This window comes from Amycolatopsis sp. NPDC057786 (assembly GCF_042797905.1).
GTDB lineage: Bacteria > Actinomycetota > Actinomycetes > Mycobacteriales > Pseudonocardiaceae > Amycolatopsis.
In genome coordinates this window covers 181,251-196,941 of sequence record NZ_JBHVKW010000005.1, presented here as the reverse complement: position 1 = coordinate 196,941, position 15,691 = coordinate 181,251, and the positions used below count along the sequence as shown (strand labels likewise).

Annotated in this window: 12 protein-coding genes and 1 pseudogene; 9 read left to right on the top strand and 4 right to left on the bottom strand. The window is 69.8% G+C overall.

The annotated features are described in order from the left end of the window. Window positions 1-56: 56 nt before the first annotated feature. Window positions 57-2,213, bottom strand: a complete 2,157-nt coding sequence (gene uvrB / locus ACFVM3_RS06155; protein ID WP_378436057.1) for an excinuclease ABC subunit UvrB — start codon at window positions 2,211-2,213, stop codon at window positions 57-59. 52 nt (window positions 2,214-2,265) lie between these two features. Next, complete coding sequence (locus ACFVM3_RS06150; RefSeq protein ID WP_378436055.1) at window positions 2,266-3,546, bottom strand: DUF5685 family protein; 1,281 nt, start codon at window positions 3,544-3,546, stop codon at window positions 2,266-2,268. 143 nt (window positions 3,547-3,689) lie between these two features. Between ACFVM3_RS06150 and ACFVM3_RS06145 the strand changes: the two genes are divergently transcribed. From ACFVM3_RS06145 to ACFVM3_RS06125, 5 genes and pseudogenes are all read left to right on the top strand, one after another. Then, the gene (locus tag ACFVM3_RS06145; RefSeq protein WP_378436053.1) at window positions 3,690-4,205 is read left to right on the top strand and encodes a DUF402 domain-containing protein; all 516 of its coding nucleotides are present in this window, start codon (window positions 3,690-3,692) and stop codon (window positions 4,203-4,205) included. 66 nt (window positions 4,206-4,271) lie between these two features. Further along, window positions 4,272-5,876, top strand: a pseudogene (locus tag ACFVM3_RS06140) (ArnT family glycosyltransferase). A gap of 89 nt (window positions 5,877-5,965) precedes the next feature. Next, complete coding sequence (locus tag ACFVM3_RS06135; RefSeq protein WP_378436069.1) at window positions 5,966-7,486, top strand: ArnT family glycosyltransferase; 1,521 nt, start codon at window positions 5,966-5,968, stop codon at window positions 7,484-7,486. After that, complete coding sequence (locus tag ACFVM3_RS06130) at window positions 7,483-8,739, top strand: sensor histidine kinase (protein WP_378436051.1); 1,257 nt, start codon at window positions 7,483-7,485, stop codon at window positions 8,737-8,739. The genes ACFVM3_RS06135 and ACFVM3_RS06130 overlap by 4 nt, the downstream gene beginning before the upstream one ends. Next, window positions 8,736-9,362 (top strand): response regulator, encoded by a 627-nt coding sequence (locus ACFVM3_RS06125; protein WP_378436049.1) that lies wholly within the window; start codon window positions 8,736-8,738, stop codon window positions 9,360-9,362. Before ACFVM3_RS06130 ends, ACFVM3_RS06125 begins: the two co-directional genes overlap by 4 nt. Before the next feature lie 3 nt (window positions 9,363-9,365). On the opposite strand, the gene coaE is transcribed toward ACFVM3_RS06125, so the two are convergent. After that, window positions 9,366-10,550 (bottom strand): dephospho-CoA kinase, encoded by a 1,185-nt coding sequence (gene coaE, locus ACFVM3_RS06120; protein WP_378436047.1) that lies wholly within the window; start codon window positions 10,548-10,550, stop codon window positions 9,366-9,368. Window positions 10,551-10,747: 197 nt separating this feature from the next. On the opposite strand from coaE, the gene ACFVM3_RS06115 reads away from it, so the two are divergent. After that, a complete protein-coding gene (locus tag ACFVM3_RS06115) occupies window positions 10,748-10,981 on the top strand; it encodes a hypothetical protein (RefSeq protein ID WP_125682264.1) in 234 nt (77 codons plus the stop codon). A 152-nt stretch (window positions 10,982-11,133) separates the two neighbouring features. Here the strand turns inward: ACFVM3_RS06115 and rpsA are convergent, their stop codons facing one another. Further along, window positions 11,134-12,636 (bottom strand): 30S ribosomal protein S1, encoded by a 1,503-nt coding sequence (gene rpsA, locus ACFVM3_RS06110; RefSeq protein ID WP_126734118.1) that lies wholly within the window; start codon window positions 12,634-12,636, stop codon window positions 11,134-11,136. Window positions 12,637-12,938: 302 nt separating this feature from the next. On the opposite strand from rpsA, the gene ACFVM3_RS06105 reads away from it, so the two are divergent. From ACFVM3_RS06105 to ACFVM3_RS06095, 3 genes are read left to right on the top strand one after another with little or no spacing between them, the layout of a single operon-like run. After that, window positions 12,939-13,790, top strand: coding sequence for a class I SAM-dependent methyltransferase (locus tag ACFVM3_RS06105; protein ID WP_378436045.1), 852 nt, complete (start codon window positions 12,939-12,941; stop codon window positions 13,788-13,790). Next, on the top strand, window positions 13,787-14,689 hold the full coding sequence (locus ACFVM3_RS06100) for a GNAT family N-acetyltransferase (RefSeq protein WP_378436043.1): 903 nt from the start codon (window positions 13,787-13,789) through the stop codon (window positions 14,687-14,689). Before ACFVM3_RS06105 ends, ACFVM3_RS06100 begins: the two co-directional genes overlap by 4 nt. Window positions 14,690-14,709: 20 nt before the next feature. Continuing rightward, window positions 14,710-15,639, top strand: a complete 930-nt coding sequence (locus ACFVM3_RS06095; RefSeq protein ID WP_378436041.1) for a GNAT family N-acetyltransferase — start codon at window positions 14,710-14,712, stop codon at window positions 15,637-15,639. The last annotated feature ends 52 nt before the right edge of the window (window positions 15,640-15,691 follow it).

Below are 15,691 nucleotides of genomic sequence, written 5' to 3'. Positions count from 1 at the left end.
TCCTTGCGCCAGGCGCAAGGAAGGGGGCCTTCATGTACTTCAGACGGCCGGCGCGGCTACTTGATGCCGGCCGCGTCCATGCCCCGGAGCTCCTTCTTGAGGTCCGCGACCTCGTCCCGCAGCCGGGCGGCCAGCTCGAACTGCAGGTCGCGCGCAGCCTGCATCATCTGGTCGGTCATCTGCTGGATGAGATCCGCCAGCTCGGCGCGCGGCATCCCGGCGACGTTCTTGTCGGCGAGCATCCCGGAGCTGCGCACGCGATCGCCCTGCTCGGGCTTCTTGCCGCGCGAAGAGTTCCGGCCGGAACCGCCGACGGCGACGGACTCGGTGTCCTCGGCCTCGCTGTAGACGCGGTCCAGGATGTCGGCGATCTTCTTCCGCAGCGGCTGCGGGTCGACACCCCGCTCCTTGTTGTAGGCGACCTGCTTGGCGCGGCGGCGATCGGTCTCGTCGATGGCGTGCTGCATCGAGTCGGTGATCTTGTCCGCGTACATGTGCACTTCGCCCGACACGTTCCGGGCGGCGCGGCCGATCGTCTGGATCAGCGACGTGCCACTGCGGAGGAAGCCCTCCTTGTCCGCGTCGAGGATCGCGACCAGCGAGACCTCGGGCAGGTCGAGACCCTCACGGAGCAGGTTGATGCCGACCAGCACGTCGTAATCGCCCGCGCGCAGCTGCCGCAGCAGCTCGACCCGGCGCAGCGTGTCCACCTCGGAGTGCAGGTACCGCACCCGGATGCCCAGCTCCAGCAGGTAGTCGGTGAGGTCCTCGGCCATCTTCTTGGTGAGCGTGGTGACCAGGACGCGCTCGTCCTTCTCGGCCCGCTCGCGGATCTCGTGCACCAGGTCGTCGATCTGGCCCTCGGTGGGCTTCACGACCACCTTCGGGTCGACCAGACCGGTCGGGCGGATGACCTGCTCGACGAACTCGCCGCCCGCCTGCCCCATCTCGTACGGCCCCGGCGTCGCCGACAGGTACACCGTCTGTCCGATCCGGTCGGTGAACTCCTCCCAGGTCAGCGGCCGGTTGTCGACCGCGCTGGGGAGCCGGAACCCGAAGTCGACCAGGTTCCGTTTCCGCGACATGTCGCCTTCGAACATGCCGCCGATCTGCGGGACGGTCTGGTGCGACTCGTCGATGACCAGCAGGAAGTCTTCCGGGAAGTAGTCGATGAGGGTCGCGGGCGCGGTGCCAGCGCCGCGGCCGTCGATATGCCGCGAGTAGTTCTCGATGCCGGAGCAGAACCCGACCTGGCGCATCATCTCGATGTCGTACGCGGTGCGCATCCGCAGCCGCTGGGCCTCGAGAAGTTTGCCCTGCTTCTCCAGCTCGGCCAGCCGCTCCTCGAGCTCGGCCTCGATGCCGCGGATGGCCTTCTCCATCCGCTCCGGGCCCGCGACGTAGTGGGTGGCCGGGAAGATGCGGACCTCGTCGACCTCTTTGACGATGTCTCCGGTGAGCGGGTGCAGGTAGTACAGCTTTTCGATCTCGTCGCCGAAGAACTCGACGCGGATCGCCAGCTCCTCGTAGGCCGGGATGATCTCGACCGTGTCCCCGCGGGCGCGGAAGGTGCCGCGCGCGAAGGCGATGTCGTTGCGGGTGTACTGCACGTCCACCAGCGCGCGAAGGAAGACGTCCCGGTCGAGCTGCTCGCCGACCTTCAGCTTCGTCGACCGGTCGAGGTACGACTGCGGTGTGCCGAGACCGTAGATGCACGAGACACTCGCGACCACGATGACGTCGCGCCGGGACAGCAGGTTCATCGTCGCCGAGTGCCGCAGCCGCTCGACGTCGTCGTTGATCGACGAGTCCTTCTCGATGTAGGTGTCCGTCTGCGCGATGTACGCCTCGGGCTGGTAGTAGTCGTAGTAACTGACGAAGTATTCGACCGCGTTGTGCGGGAACAGCTCCCTCAGCTCGTTCGCCAGCTGCGCGGCGAGCGTCTTGTTCGGCGCCATCACCAGCGTCGGGCGCTGGACGCGCTCGATCAGCCAGGCCGTCGTCGCCGACTTACCGGTACCCGTGGCGCCGAGCAGCACGACGTCCTTCTCGCCCGCGTTGATCCGGCGTTCGAGCTCGTCGATGGCCGCCGGCTGGTCACCGGCGGGTTTGTACTCGCTGACCACCTCGAACCGGCCGCCGGTCCGGGGGATGTCCGTGACGGGGCGGAAGTCCGACTGGGCGAGCACGGGGTGTTCGGTTGCGAAAGCCACGAGAACCAGAGTAGGCGCTGGGTCCGACAGTTTCCGTTTCGCCTGGTCGGGATCAGCAGGAGCAGTCACAACAGTTGCAGCAGTCACAACCGTCACAGTTGTTGCACCAGGCCTCGTGCGGCTTGCCGCTCCACGCCCCGGGGAACGGGTCCCGGCAGCAGAACTGGCACGAACAGCACATGTAGGTGGCCACCGCGCAACCGAAGAAGAACCCCCTCGGCTGAGCGGGTACCCGGAACTTCGGCGTCCAGCAGCACCCACCCTGACCATCGGTCGGCGGGCCGCCGTGCTTCCGCTTCTTCTTCGGCGGCTCCTGCGGCGGGCCGCTGCCGGGAGCGCCCGGCGGCGGAGGCGGCGCCTGGTAGCCGCCCTGCGGGTACTGCTGGGGCGGATAGGGCTGGTGGGGATGCTGCTGCGGCTGGGGGCCGGGCCCGATCCAGCCCGGCGGCGGCTGCTGCGGACCGTGGCCGTGCCCGGTGAGGTTGTGCCCGAACGCCCGGCGCACCGCCTGCCGCAGTTCGTGGACCAGGAGCGCGTGCACCAGCTTGGGCTGATCGAACTTCACCTCGCGAAGGGCGAGTTCGACGCCGAGCACCGCGTCGTCGCACAACCGCCGGGCCTCGGCGAGCCCGGTCCCGGTGGCCGTCAACGGGTTCCACGCGCCGGCGGCCTCGTCCTCCGCGAGGTCCTCGACGGCGTCGAGCAGGTGTGCGGCCCTGCCGAACAAGCGTCCGGCCTCGGCCAGCGGCGCGGCGTTCTCCGGGCGACCTGCCAGGACGGCGGTGTGCGCGAACGCGGCAGCCGTCGCGAGTTCGGCGGGCTCGGTGGCGAGGACGGCCGAATCACCGAGCCGGACGGCGTTCTCGATCTCGGCCTGCCGGTCGACGGCCTCGGTCAGGACCGCTGTGTCGAAGCCGACCCGGATCCCCGTGCGGCTTCCCTGATCCGCCCAGCGCGTCGCGACCCGCCTCGCGGCGAGAGCGACGGAACGCCGCCCGAAGGCACCGTCACGGTCCTCGACGTGATCGTTGATCTTGGCCGACGCCAGCACGAGGGAGACCGCCGCCGCGAGCTGGGCGCCGCCGCCCTTCGCGACCGAAGTCCCCTTCATCGCCCGAAGCGGGCAGGGGCCGGCGTCGCGACGTCCTTCCGCACGCGGTGACTGGGCTTCGACGAGCGCCGAGATGATCAGGCCGTCATAGTTCGTCACCATTCGGGCGAGATGTCCGTGTTCGTCCCGCAACGCCAGGCAAAGACCGCAGAGATGGGCGAGCCAGTCCGCGTGCAGACCCGCGGAGAGCCGATGGCGGCACGGCCTGATGATCCCGAACATGCGTCGACTCCCCACTCACCCCGATGGCGGAACCAGCGCACCTTATCCGGCCAGGCGGCATTACTCCCCCGGAACCCGCAAACCGTGATCGTCCACCCGGTTGGGCGGTGTTCGCGGGCGGCGCCGCCTTCCAAGATGAGCGGATGACCGCGCTGCATCCGCCCAAGGTCGAGTACTTCGACCCGGCCGCGAAGACCAACACGGACCCCAAGGGCATCGTGAGGGACGTCGAGGAATACCGCGAAGAACCCTTCGGCCTCTACATGGCGCGGCCGACGCCGGGGCGGACCCAGTTCCACTACATCGAGTCCTGGCTGCTGCCGGAGCTCGGCCTGCGGATCACCGACTTCTGGTTCACCCCCGGCCACGAACGCGATCAGGACTTCTATCTCGACGTCGTCGACATCCGCCGCGAAGGCGGCGTCTGGGTGGCCACCGACCTCTATCTCGACCTCGTCCTGCGGGACAAGAAATCCGTCCAGGTGATCGACACCGACGAACTCCTCGCCGCGGTCACCGCCGGGCTGCTCTCCCCCGCCGACGGCGAACGCGCGCTCGGCGTCAGCCACACGACCGTCGACGGACTGGCCACGCACGGCCACGACCTGCGCGGCTGGCTGTCCACAAAGGACATCTCACTCGGCTGGCGACGGCACTGACCTCTCGGCATCCATCGATCGGTTGATCCTGGCTCATCCCTTGGATGAACCGATCCTGACCGGCCGATGGATCCACAGAGAGGCGGCGTCACGGGACTCTCGATCAAGGACGTAACCGATCGAGAGGGGGCGGATACCCGTGGTCATGAAGGCCGAGGGACTCCGGGAACGGTCCGGTGGGCGGGAACCCGCGGAGGTCGCGCCGTTCGCCAGGACACCGGTGCTGGTGATCGCCGGGGCGATGGGGGCGGTCCTCGCGGCGACGGCCGACCGCTACGGCTACTTCGGCGACGAGCTGTACTTCCTGGCGGCCGGTCGGCATCTGGACTGGGGTATGCCGACCAGCCGCCGCTGTTGCCGCTGCTGGCCCGCCTGATGGACGCGTTCGGCGCCGATTCGCCGTTCGTCCTGCGGATCCCGGCCATGCTGGCGATGCTGGCAGGCGTCGTGCTGACCGCGCTCATCGCCAGGGAACTGGGCGGCGGCCGCAAAGCGCAGACCATCGCGGCGGCCACGTTCGCGGTGTCCCTCCAGATGCTCGGCGGCGGGCACTACCTGGCGACCAGCACGATCGACCCGTTCCTGTGGGCACTGCTGATCTGGCTGCTCGTCCGCTGGGTGCGGACCCGGACGGACAATCTCCTGGTCTGGGCCGGTGTGGCGACCGGGTTCGCCCTGAACACGAAGTTCCTCGTCGGGGGCTTCTGGGTCGTCGTACTGGCCGCCGCGGTGGCGTTCGGGCCCCGTGACCTCGTCCGCCGTCCGGCGCTGTGGCTCGGCGCGCTGATCGCCGCCGCGATGATCGCACCCACCCTGGTCTGGCAGGCGGCGAACGGATGGCCGCAGCTGACCATGGGCGCGGCGATCTCCCAGGAGGTCTCGGAAGGCTGGGGCGGGCGGGTCACCTTCGTCCCGACGCTGGTGCTGAGCGCCGGAGTACCCGTGGGAGCGATCCTGGTCTGCTATGGACTGTGGCGCCTGCTGCGGTCCGAACGCCTGCGGCCGTACCGGTTCCTCGGCTGGACCGCGCTCGGCGTGCTCGCCCTGTTCCTGCTGGCGAACGGGCGCTACTACTACGCGGCAGGGATGTTCGCCCCGCTGTTCGCGGTGGCGGCGGTGGAGATCGAGGCGGGCCAGGCGTCGAAGTACTGGCGCTGGATCACCACCTGGCCCGTGTACGTCGTGGCCGCGGCGATCGCGATCCCGCAGGCACTCCCGGTCCTCCCGCGTGCGCAGCTGGCGAGCGCTCCGGTGTGGGCGCGGCCGATCTTCGCCGTCGAAGAGGTCGGCTGGCGGGAGATCACGGAGTCGGTGGCGCGGGTGTACCGGACCGTTCCCGATCCGTCCCGGACCGGTGTCGTCACGGCGAAGTACTGGCAGGCAGGCGCCATCGACCACTATGGACCGGAGCTCGGTCTTCCGTCGCCGTCGAGTCCCAACCGCGGCTACGTGACGCTGCCGAGGCCGCCGGAATCGGCACGGGACATCCTGTTCGTCGGAAACGATCCTTCGGGGCTTGTGCCGTACTTCACTCAGGTGCGCGAGGTCGGCGCGCTCGACAACGGGGCCGGGATCCAGAACGTGAGTCAGGGCATGAAGATCTGGCTGGCCACCGGCCGGAACGGGAGTTGGGACACGGTGTGGCCGAAACTCACGGACTGGGGCTTCTGAGCCCCACCGGTCCTCTCACGACCGACGCGCCACGCCGGTGGCACGTAAGGTGCGAGAGGACCGGCACCCGAATGATCTGCGAGGAATGGATGGAAGCCGCCCGCGCGGCCGAAACACCGACCGTGTCCAGTGCGGCGTTCGCCCGGCTCCCGGTGGGGCTCCTCGCCGCCGCGGCCGCGGCGGTCCTGATGGCGACGGCGTGGCGGTACGGCTACTTCGGCGACGAACTGTACTTCCTCTCCGCGGGCAAGCGGCTGGCCTGGGGTTACGCGGACCAGCCGCCGGTTCTTCCGGTTCTGGCGCTGGCGATGGACACGCTCGCGCCCGGCAACGTCTTCGTCTTCCGCCTGCCCGCCGTCCTCGCGACGGCCGCCGGTGTCGTGTTCACCGGGCTCATCGCCTACGAGATGGGCGGGGACCGCCGGGCGCAGACCCGCGCAGCCGCCGCGTACGCGATCTGCGGTCAGTTCCTCGGCAGCGGGCACTACCTGGCCACCTCGACGATCGACCCGGCGCTGTGGACGCTCATCGCCTGGCTGCTCGTGCGGTGGATGCGGACCCGTGACGACGATTTGCTGCTGTGGCTGGGCGTGGCGACCGCCGTCGCCTTGAACGTCAAGCTCCTGATCGCGACGTTCTGGGTCGCCGCCGGGGTCGCGATCCTGGTCTTCGGCCCCCGGGATCTCTTGCGCAGGCCCAAACTCTGGCTCGGTGCGGGGATCGCCGCCCTCGCGATGGTGCCGACGCTCTGGTGGCAGGCCGCGAACGGCTGGCCGCAGCTGGAGATGGGCGACGTCATCGCGCACGAGACCACCGGCGGCTGGAGCGGCCGCGCCGGATTCCTGCCCGCCCTGCTGACCGGCGCGGGCCTCGGCATCGGTGTCGTCGGTGTCCTTTATGGACTCTGGGTCCTGCTGTTCTCGCCCAGGCTGCGCGAGTACCGGTTCCTCGGCTGGACCGCGGTCGGCGTGATCGCGCTGTTCATCCTGTCGAACGGCCGGTACTACTACGCGGCGGGAATGTTCGGCGTGCTCTGGGCGGGCGCCGCCGTCCACTTCGGACAGTTACGGCCCTCCCGGTGGTTCCGCTGGATCCCGACCTGGCCGGTGTTCCTGCTTTCCGCGCTGTACACGCTCCCGTACGCCTTACCGGTGTGGCCGTCCGCCTGGCTCGCGGAAGGCCGGGACGTCCCGCGCCCGGCGTACGCGCTGGAGGAGATCGGCTGGCCGGATCTGGCGCGTTCCGTCGCGGACGCCTATCACCGGCTCCCGCCGGACCAGCGGGCGCGCACCACGCTCGTCACGGCCGGGTACTGGCAGGCCGGAGCGCTGGACCGGTACGGCGCCGACTACGGGCTTCCCGCCGTGTACAGCCCCAGCCGGGGCTTCTGGTACTTCGGGCATCCGCCCGAGACCGCGGACAGCGTCCTGTTCGTCGGGCCTGATCCGGCGCGGCTGCTGCGGTCGTTCACCGACGCCCGGATCGTCTCCCGCGTGGACAACGCGGCCGGCGTCCGCAACGTGAGCCGGGGAATGCCGATCTGGCTGGTCACCGGCCATACCGAAACCTGGGCCACGGCGTGGCCGGGCCTGCGAGAATTCCGGGTATGACCAGCTGGATCCGGTGGCAGGACTCGCTGTGGCCGTCACCTGACGACGGCGGGGCACTGTGGCGCCCTTGGGGCGGCCGGATCGAAAGGTATCTGCCGTACGCGCTGCTCGCGCTCAGCACAGTGCTCAGTCTCGTGATCTCCGGCCACGACCCACTGCGCACCCTGGGACTGGCCGGGATCGCGGCCGTCTGGCTCCTGCTCACCTCCACGCTATTGCCGGAGCGCTGGGAAGGTCATCCGGTCGTGATCGCCGTGTCCTTCACTGGACTGGTCGCGATCGCGGCAGTGCTCGAAGCGCACGACACGATCTTCCTCATCTTCATGATCACCGGGTTCTTCGACGCGATGCGCCTGCGGCCGGCCCCGCTGGCGCTGGCCGGGATCTTCGTGGTCTCCGCGCTGATCAACACGATCCCCAACGGCGGCCCGCTGCGGGCGTTCGCCGACCAGCCCGCGCTGTGGACCGTGGTCACGCTGGTGCAGACGGCCGCCGTCGGCGGGGGCGGGCTCGTCTCGGCGGCGATGGCACGGCAGCACGCGGAGCGCAAGCGCGTGCTCGACGAACTGGCCGCCACCCAGGAAGAGAACGCGGTACTGCAACGGCAACTGCTGAGCCAGGCGCACGAAACCGGTGTCCTCGACGAGCGTCAGCGGTTGAGCCAGGAAATCCACGACACGCTCGCCCAGGGCTTCACCGGGATCATCACCCAGCTGGAGGCGGCCGCCGAGGCGAAGGGCGATCCCGCGGAATGGCAGCGGCACGTCGGCTCCGCGATGACCTTGGCGCGGGAGAACCTGACCGCCGCCCGGCGTTCCGTGCGGGCGCTCGGCCCGCAGCCGCTGTCCGCCGCGACCCTGCCCGAGGCGCTTGGCGAGGTCTCCCGGAGATGGAGCGACCGGACCGGTGTCGAGGTCCGGTTCACCACCACCGGGACCACGCGGGCGCTGCATCCCGAGATCGAAGCGACGCTGCTGCGGATCACGCAGGAAGGGCTGGCCAACGTAGAGAAGCACGCCGCCGCCACGATCGTGGGGCTCACGTTGTCCTACATGGGCGATCAGGTGACCGTCGACGTCCGGGACGACGGGAAGGGCTTCGAACCGGACGCGGCGGGCGAAGGTTTCGGCATCCCCGGGATGCGCGCCCGTGTCGCCAGGCTGGCGGGAACACTGCACGTCGAATCCGAGCCGGGCGGCGGAACGGCCGTGTCGGCCGATCTGCCCGCCATCGCATTGGAGGCCGGGGTATGACGATCACGCTGCTGATCACCGACGACCACCCCATCGTCCGCGACGGGCTGCGCGGCATCTTCACCGCCGACCAGGGATTCGAGGTGCTCGGCGAGGCGTCCTCCGGTGACGAAGCCGTCGCGTTGACGGAGAAACTCCGCCCCGACGTCGTGCTGATGGATCTGCGGATGCCGGGCTCCGGTGGGGTCGCCGCGATCGCGAAGCTGGCACAGCTAGGCAATCCCGCGCGGATCCTCGTGCTGACGACCTACGACACCGACACCGACGTCATCCCGGCGATCGAAGCCGGTGCGACCGGCTACCTGCTCAAGGACGCTCCTCGCGAGGAGCTCTTCCGCGCGGTCCGGGCGACGGCGCGCGGCGAGGCCGTGCTCTCCCCCGCCGTCGCCGATCTGATCCTGGGCAGGATGCGCGCGCCCACCCCGGAACCACTGAGCAAGCGGGAGCTCGAAGTCCTCGCTCTGATCTCGCGTGGGTCGACCAACAAGGAGGCCGCGAAACTGCTGTTCATCAGCGAGGCCACGGTCAAGACGCACCTCGTGCACGCGTACGCGAAGCTCGGGGTGAAGGATCGCGCGGCCGCGGTCGCGACCGCTTTCGCGCGGGGACTGCTCGGCGGCTGAGGCCTACGGGGTCCAGCCGGTCGAGTCCGCCCACGCCTCGGCCCGGGTGAAGGCCGCGTCGACCCAGCCCTGCTTCTCGTCGGTGTACCGCTCGACCGTCCCGTCGCCGGCGTGTTTCGCGGCCATGGCGTTCTTGACCGCCGCGTAGGCGTCGCGCTCGTCCGGGTTCTGCCGCAGCCACTCCGGGAACAGCAGCGCGAGGCGCCAGGCCGGCGTCTCCTGCGAGCGGACGTGCAGGTTGACCGGACGGCGGGGATCGCCCCCGAAATGGAACCGCTTGGGCCAGGTGCCCTCTTCACCGTGCGCGTCGTCGAACCACTCCCCCTCCGCCCGGGGGAACCCCGCGTCGGAGAGCGTGTCGGCCAGCTCGTCCGCCTTGTCCAAAGTGGACACGGTCAGCTGGAGATCGAGGATGTCCTTGGCGGGCAGCCCCGGCACGGACGTCGAACCGATGTGATCGACCCGCACGGCGTTGTCACCGGCCACCACGCGGATCCGCGCGAGCGCGCGCTCGGCCTGCGCGGGCCAGGTCTCGTCGTACGGCGCGATCTTCGGCGACATCGGCGCACGCGGCTTGCGGAGCCGCACGTTCGCCTCGAACGGGGTCAGCCTGTCCGCCCACAGCGCGTCGACCTCGGCGAGCACGATGTCGGGCGCGCCGCTGTTGTCGAACCAGACGTCGGCCACGGCCCGGCGCTGATCGGTCGTTGCCTGCGCCTTGATCCTGGCGCGCGCGTCGTTCTCGGCCATGCCCCGCGCCTCGACCAGGCGGCGGACCCGGACCTCCTCCGGCGCGTCGACCATGACGACGAGGTGGTACATCGGCGCGAGCCCGCCTTCGACCAGCAGCGGGATGTCGTGGACGATGATCGCGTCCGGCGCCGCGGCCGCCATCAGCTCGGCCGTCCTGGCGCCGACCCTCGGATGGACGATCGAGTTCAGCCGCTTGCGGGACTCTTCGCCGGCGAACGCCTTGGCGGCGAGCGCGGCCCGGTCCAGCGCGCCGTCGGCGGCGAGGATGTCTTCGCCGAACGCCTCGACGAGGTCGGCGAGCCCCGGTGTCCCCGGCTCGACGACCTCCCTGGCGATCTTGTCGGAGTCGATGAGGACGGCGCCGTGCTCGGAAAGCCGGTTCGCCACCGTCGATTTTCCGGCGCCGATCCCGCCGGTCAGGCCCACACGCAGCATGGCGATCAGCCTAGTGGCGCGACCCGGCCCGACCGCGCAGGGTCACGAGATGCGCACATCCGGCACAGACGGATGCAAAAGGCAAGTTCATAGTGACGCGAGACTCAACCTTTATGGGTGGCACGCCGGTCGGTTACCGGGCTTCGGACGCTTGATTGCGTACCGTGCGCGGCGAAGGTAGCCCACACGGAGGAAAGATGGCAGACGGTAAGCACGTCGGAAGGCACCGGCTCGGAACGCCGGGCCTGGTGCACTGTGTCCTCCATCGTCCCGTGGCCGACGCCCTCGCCGAATACCGGCGTACGTGGCTGAGCGCGCTCCTCGTTCCCGCCAAGCACAGCTTCGCCGGACTCCGCCGCAAGGCCCGCGCCGCGGCGCTCGAACGCATCTGGGTGCCGTCCGTCCCGTCGGTCCGGACCGCCACCTCCTGACTCCCGCTCCCCCTCTACCGCATTCAGTCCTCTGAATGCGGTAGTTGCGCGTGCAAGGAACGCATTCAGAGGACTGAACGCGGACAAGAAAGCGGCCCCGGTCCGAAGTGGACCGGGGCCGCTGTCTGTCAGCTAGTGGCTGAGCGCCTGGATCAGGCAGCGCCGCCCGACAGCTTCTCGCGGAGAGCCGCGAGCTGCTCGTCGCTGGCGAGCGTGCCACCGCTCTTGGCCTCGGCCGGAGCGGAGGTGTAGCTCTGCTCGCCCGAGTCGCTCGAGGTGACACCGGTCGCGGCGTCCGCGGCGGCTTCGGCGTCGGCCTCGGCTGCCTTCTGGACCTGCTTCATGTGAGCCTCGTAGCGGGTGTGAGCCTCGGCGTACTGACGCTCCCACTCCTCACGCTGCTTGTCGAAGCCTTCCTGCCACTCCTGGGTGTCCGGGTCGAAGCCTTCGGGGTAGATGTAGTTGCCCTCGGCGTCGTACTCGGCGGCCATGCCGTACTGGGTGGGGTCGAACTCGGTCTCCGGCGTGACGCCCTCGTTCGCCTGCTTCAGCGACAGCGAGATGCGACGACGCTCGAGGTCGATGTCGATGACCTTGACCATCACGTCGCCGTTGACCTGGACGACCTGCTCCGGGATCTCCACGTGGCGCTCGGCCAGCTCGGAGATGTGCACCAGGCCCTCGATGCCCTCCTCGACGCGCACGAACGCACCGAACGGGACGAGCTTGGTGACCTTGCCCGGCACGATCTGGCCGATCGCGTGGGTGCGGGCGAACTGACGCCACGGGTCTTCCTGGGTCGCCTTCAGCGACAGCGAGACGCGCTCGCGGTCCATGTCGACGTCCAGAACCTCGACCGTGACCTCCTGGCCGACCTCGACGACCTCGGACGGGTGGTCGATGTGCTTCCAGGACAGCTCGGAGACGTGCACCAGGCCGTCGACGCCACCCAGGTCCACGAAGGCACCGAAGTTGACGATGGACGACACGACGCCCTTGCGGACCTGGCCCTTGGCGAGCGCGTTGAGGAACTCGCTGCGCACCTCGGACTGGGTCTGCTCCAGGTAGGCGCGGCGGGACAGGACCACGTTGTTGCGGTTCTTGTCCAGCTCGATGATCTTCGCCTCGAGCTCGCGGCCGACGTACGGCTGCAGGTCGCGCACGCGGCGCATCTCGACCAGCGACGCGGGCAGGAAGCCGCGGAGGCCGATGTCCAGGATGAGGCCGCCCTTGACGACCTCGATGACGGTGCCCTTGACGGGCTCGTCCTTCTCCTTGAGCTCCTCGATCGTGCCCCAGGCGCGCTCGTACTGCGCACGCTTCTTGGACAGGATCAGACGGCCTTCCTTGTCCTCCTTCTGGAGGACCAGGGCTTCGACCTCATCGCCGACGGTGACAACCTCAGCCGGGTCGACATCGTGCTTGATGGAGAGCTCGCGCGAGGGGATGACACCCTCGGTCTTGTAGCCGATGTCGAGCAGGACCTCGTCACGGTCGACCTTGACGATGGTTCCTTCGACGATGTCGCCATCGTTGAAGTACTTGATCGTCTTGTCGATCGCAGCGAGGAAGTCTTCCTCCGACCCGATGTCGTTGATAGCGACTTGCTGGGGCCCGGCGGGGGCGGTCGGGGCGGTGGCGGTGTCGGTCGTCATTAGGCGGGTTGCTCCGGTGGATGGGAAGTAGTGGGTTTGCAGTTAGGGCACCATGGGCTTCCGACATGAGGCGACCGCATAAGCAAACGTCCACAGGGAACGACCGCGAGCATCACCGCATCCGGTACGCGACCCCCTGACCCGGACGCTGAGCGAACCGGGGGAAAGAGTAGCGCGAACCCACTGCGCTAACAGATATCCTACGCGGCCCCCTGTACACGGCACAATCAGGGTCGCCCCCACGATCACGGCGGGCGGATAAACTGTCCCGCGAAGCCCTGACCTGGGGAAAGGATATCGGTTTGAGCCAGCAGTCCGTCACCGAGCCCGAACGGCACGCAGAGGCCGAGGAGCGGCTCGGCACCGCGGGGGTCGCCTACCGGGCGGTCTCGGCGCCGGAGGCCACCGCCGCGAACCTGGCGTGGTGGGACGCCGACGCCGACGACTACCAGGCCACGCACGGCGGCTTCCTCGGCGACGCGGACTTCGTCTGGTGCCCGGAGGGCGTCCGCGAGGCCGACGTCGCGCTTCTGGGTGAAGTCGGCGGCAAACGGATCCTCGAGGTCGGCTGCGGACAGGCGGCCTGCTCGCGCTGGCTCGCCACGCAGGGCGCCGACGCGGTGGCGACCGACCTGTCGGGCGGCATGCTCCGGCACGCGAAAGAGGGCAACGAGCGCACCGGCACCCCCGTCCCGCTCGTGCAGGCGACGGCGGAGTCGCTCCCGTTCGCCGACGCGAGCTTCGACGCGGCCTGCTCGGCCTTCGGCGCGGTGCCGTTCGTGGCGTCGGTGGACGTCGTGTTCGCCGAGGTGCACCGGATCCTCCGGCCGGGTGGCCGCTGGGTGTTCTCGGTGACGCATCCGATGCGCTGGATCTTCCCCGACGACCCCGGGCCGCAGGGCCTCACCGTCACCCAGCCGTATTTCGACCGCACGCCCTACGTCGAGGTCGACGAAGAGGGCGTCGCGACCTACGTCGAGTACCACCGCACCCTCGGCGACTACGTCCGCGCGCTCGCCGACGCCGGGTTCGCGCTGACCGACCTCATCGAGCCCGCCTGGCCGGAGGGCCACTCCCGCACGTGGGGGCAGTGGAGCCCGTTGCGCGGCAAGCTCTTCCCCGGCACGGCGATCTTCCGCACCCAGCGGGGATGACCCCGGCGGCGGAGCGGCAGCGGGCGCGGTTCGCCGCGCTCGATCCGTTGCTCCCGCCGCCGCCTCCGCTCCCGGCCGGAGAACCCGTCGAAGCGGACGGTGCCTTCGGGACGATCGCGCACGTCCGGTTCGCGGCGGGTTCCTGGCAACGGCTCTGGAGCCCGGCCCATCTGCAGATCCTTTCCGCGGTCCTCCCGCTCGACGCCGGCGCCGGGATGAGCGCGCTGCTCTCCGCCTGGCGCGAGCGGATCGCGCTCGCCGACGCCGAACCCGATTCGTCGTGCACGGTCACCTGGCCCAGCCGTGACGTCGCGGTGTCGCGGGCCCTGCTCGACCACGGGCTCGCGCCGCAACTGGCGCTGGCCGTCCGCGCGCCCGCGGCGGGCGAGGCGTATTCCGTCCCCGGCGTGACCATCCGCGCGTCGACCCACGGCGACCTGGAAGAGATCGTCGGCCTGCGCTTCGAAGAACTCCGCTACACCTCGCTGGTCGGCCATGGTGTCGTCAGACCGGGGGCCGAGGCCCTGCTCGCGGAAGAGGTCCGGCGCGGCCTGCAGTTCGGCGGCCGCGTCTGGATCGCCGAAGAGGAAGGCGTCACGGTCGGGATGGTGACCGGCGGGAAGCGCTCCCCGGCCCCCGGTGACGCGCTCGCCGGGCGGCTGCCGCCCGGTGAGTGGGGCTACGTCGGAACGCTCGCGGTGACCGCGGCCGCGCGGGGGCGAGGGATCGGGCGCGCGCTGACCGCCGTCGCGCACGACGAGCTGTTCTCGCCGTCGCTGCGCGGTACCTTCGTCTCGTACAATCCGGCCAATCCGCTCTCCCCGGTGTTCTGGCACCGGCAGGGTTATCGTCCACTGTGGACGACGTGGGCCGCCTGCCCCGCCGCGGCCCTGCGGTAGTGGTCGATTCTGGGGACGGGATGGAAATCGAGAAGACGTTGTTCGACGCGCACCGCGCCCGGTTCGCGGCGATCGACCGGCTCCTGCCCGAAGCGGCGCCGCCCCCGGTCGGCGGCGAGCGCGTGGACGCCGCCACGGCGGCGGGTGTCCAGGTCACCGGCGTGGTGCAACGTCAGCTGCACGGTCCGGACGACGTCACCCTGCTCTGGTCGGCCGCCGACGCGTGGCAGCTGTTCCCCTTCATCGGGACCACCGGCACTGAAGGCATGGACGTGCTGCTGCGCGCGTGGCGGACGCGGATCGACGCCGAAGCACCCGGCGAGGATTCGTCCTGCGTGATCAACTGGCCGAGCCGAGACGCCGAGGCGATCCGCGCGTTCCTCGACCACGGGCTGGTGCCGATGTCCGCCCTCGCCGTGCGCACCGGGCGCCGTCGCGACGATCCGGGCGCCGACGGCGTGACCGTCCGCCGGGCCCGGCACGAAGACTTCGACACCCTGCTCGAACTGGCCGTGTCGACGCACGACTACATCGGCAAGGTCGCCACCCGGTACCGCCCGAACGCCGCCGAACTGCTCGCCCCGGCGCTGGAAGTCGCCCTCGACAAGGACCGCCCGCTGTTGTGGCTGGCCGAACGGGACGCCCGCGTCGCCGCGTTCGCGCACGGCGCCTGGATCACCTCGACGCCGGGTTCGGCCGAGGCCGAACTCCTCCCCCACGGCCGCTGGGGTTACGTCAACAACGTCGTCACCGTGCCCGCCCTGCGCGGGAGCGGCCTCGGCCGCACACTGATGGCGGCGGTGCACGAGGAGTTCGCCGCGGGCGGCGCCGACGGCACGTACCTCTACTACAACCCGACCAACCCGCTTTCTTCGGTGTTCTGGCACCGGCAGGGTTATCGTCCACTGTGGACGTCCTGGGAGGTCCATCCGGCTTCGGCCCTGCGTTAGCCGTCCGGTTTGCGGGGGTTTCGTCACTCTTGCGTGTGACGTAAGCCCCCCA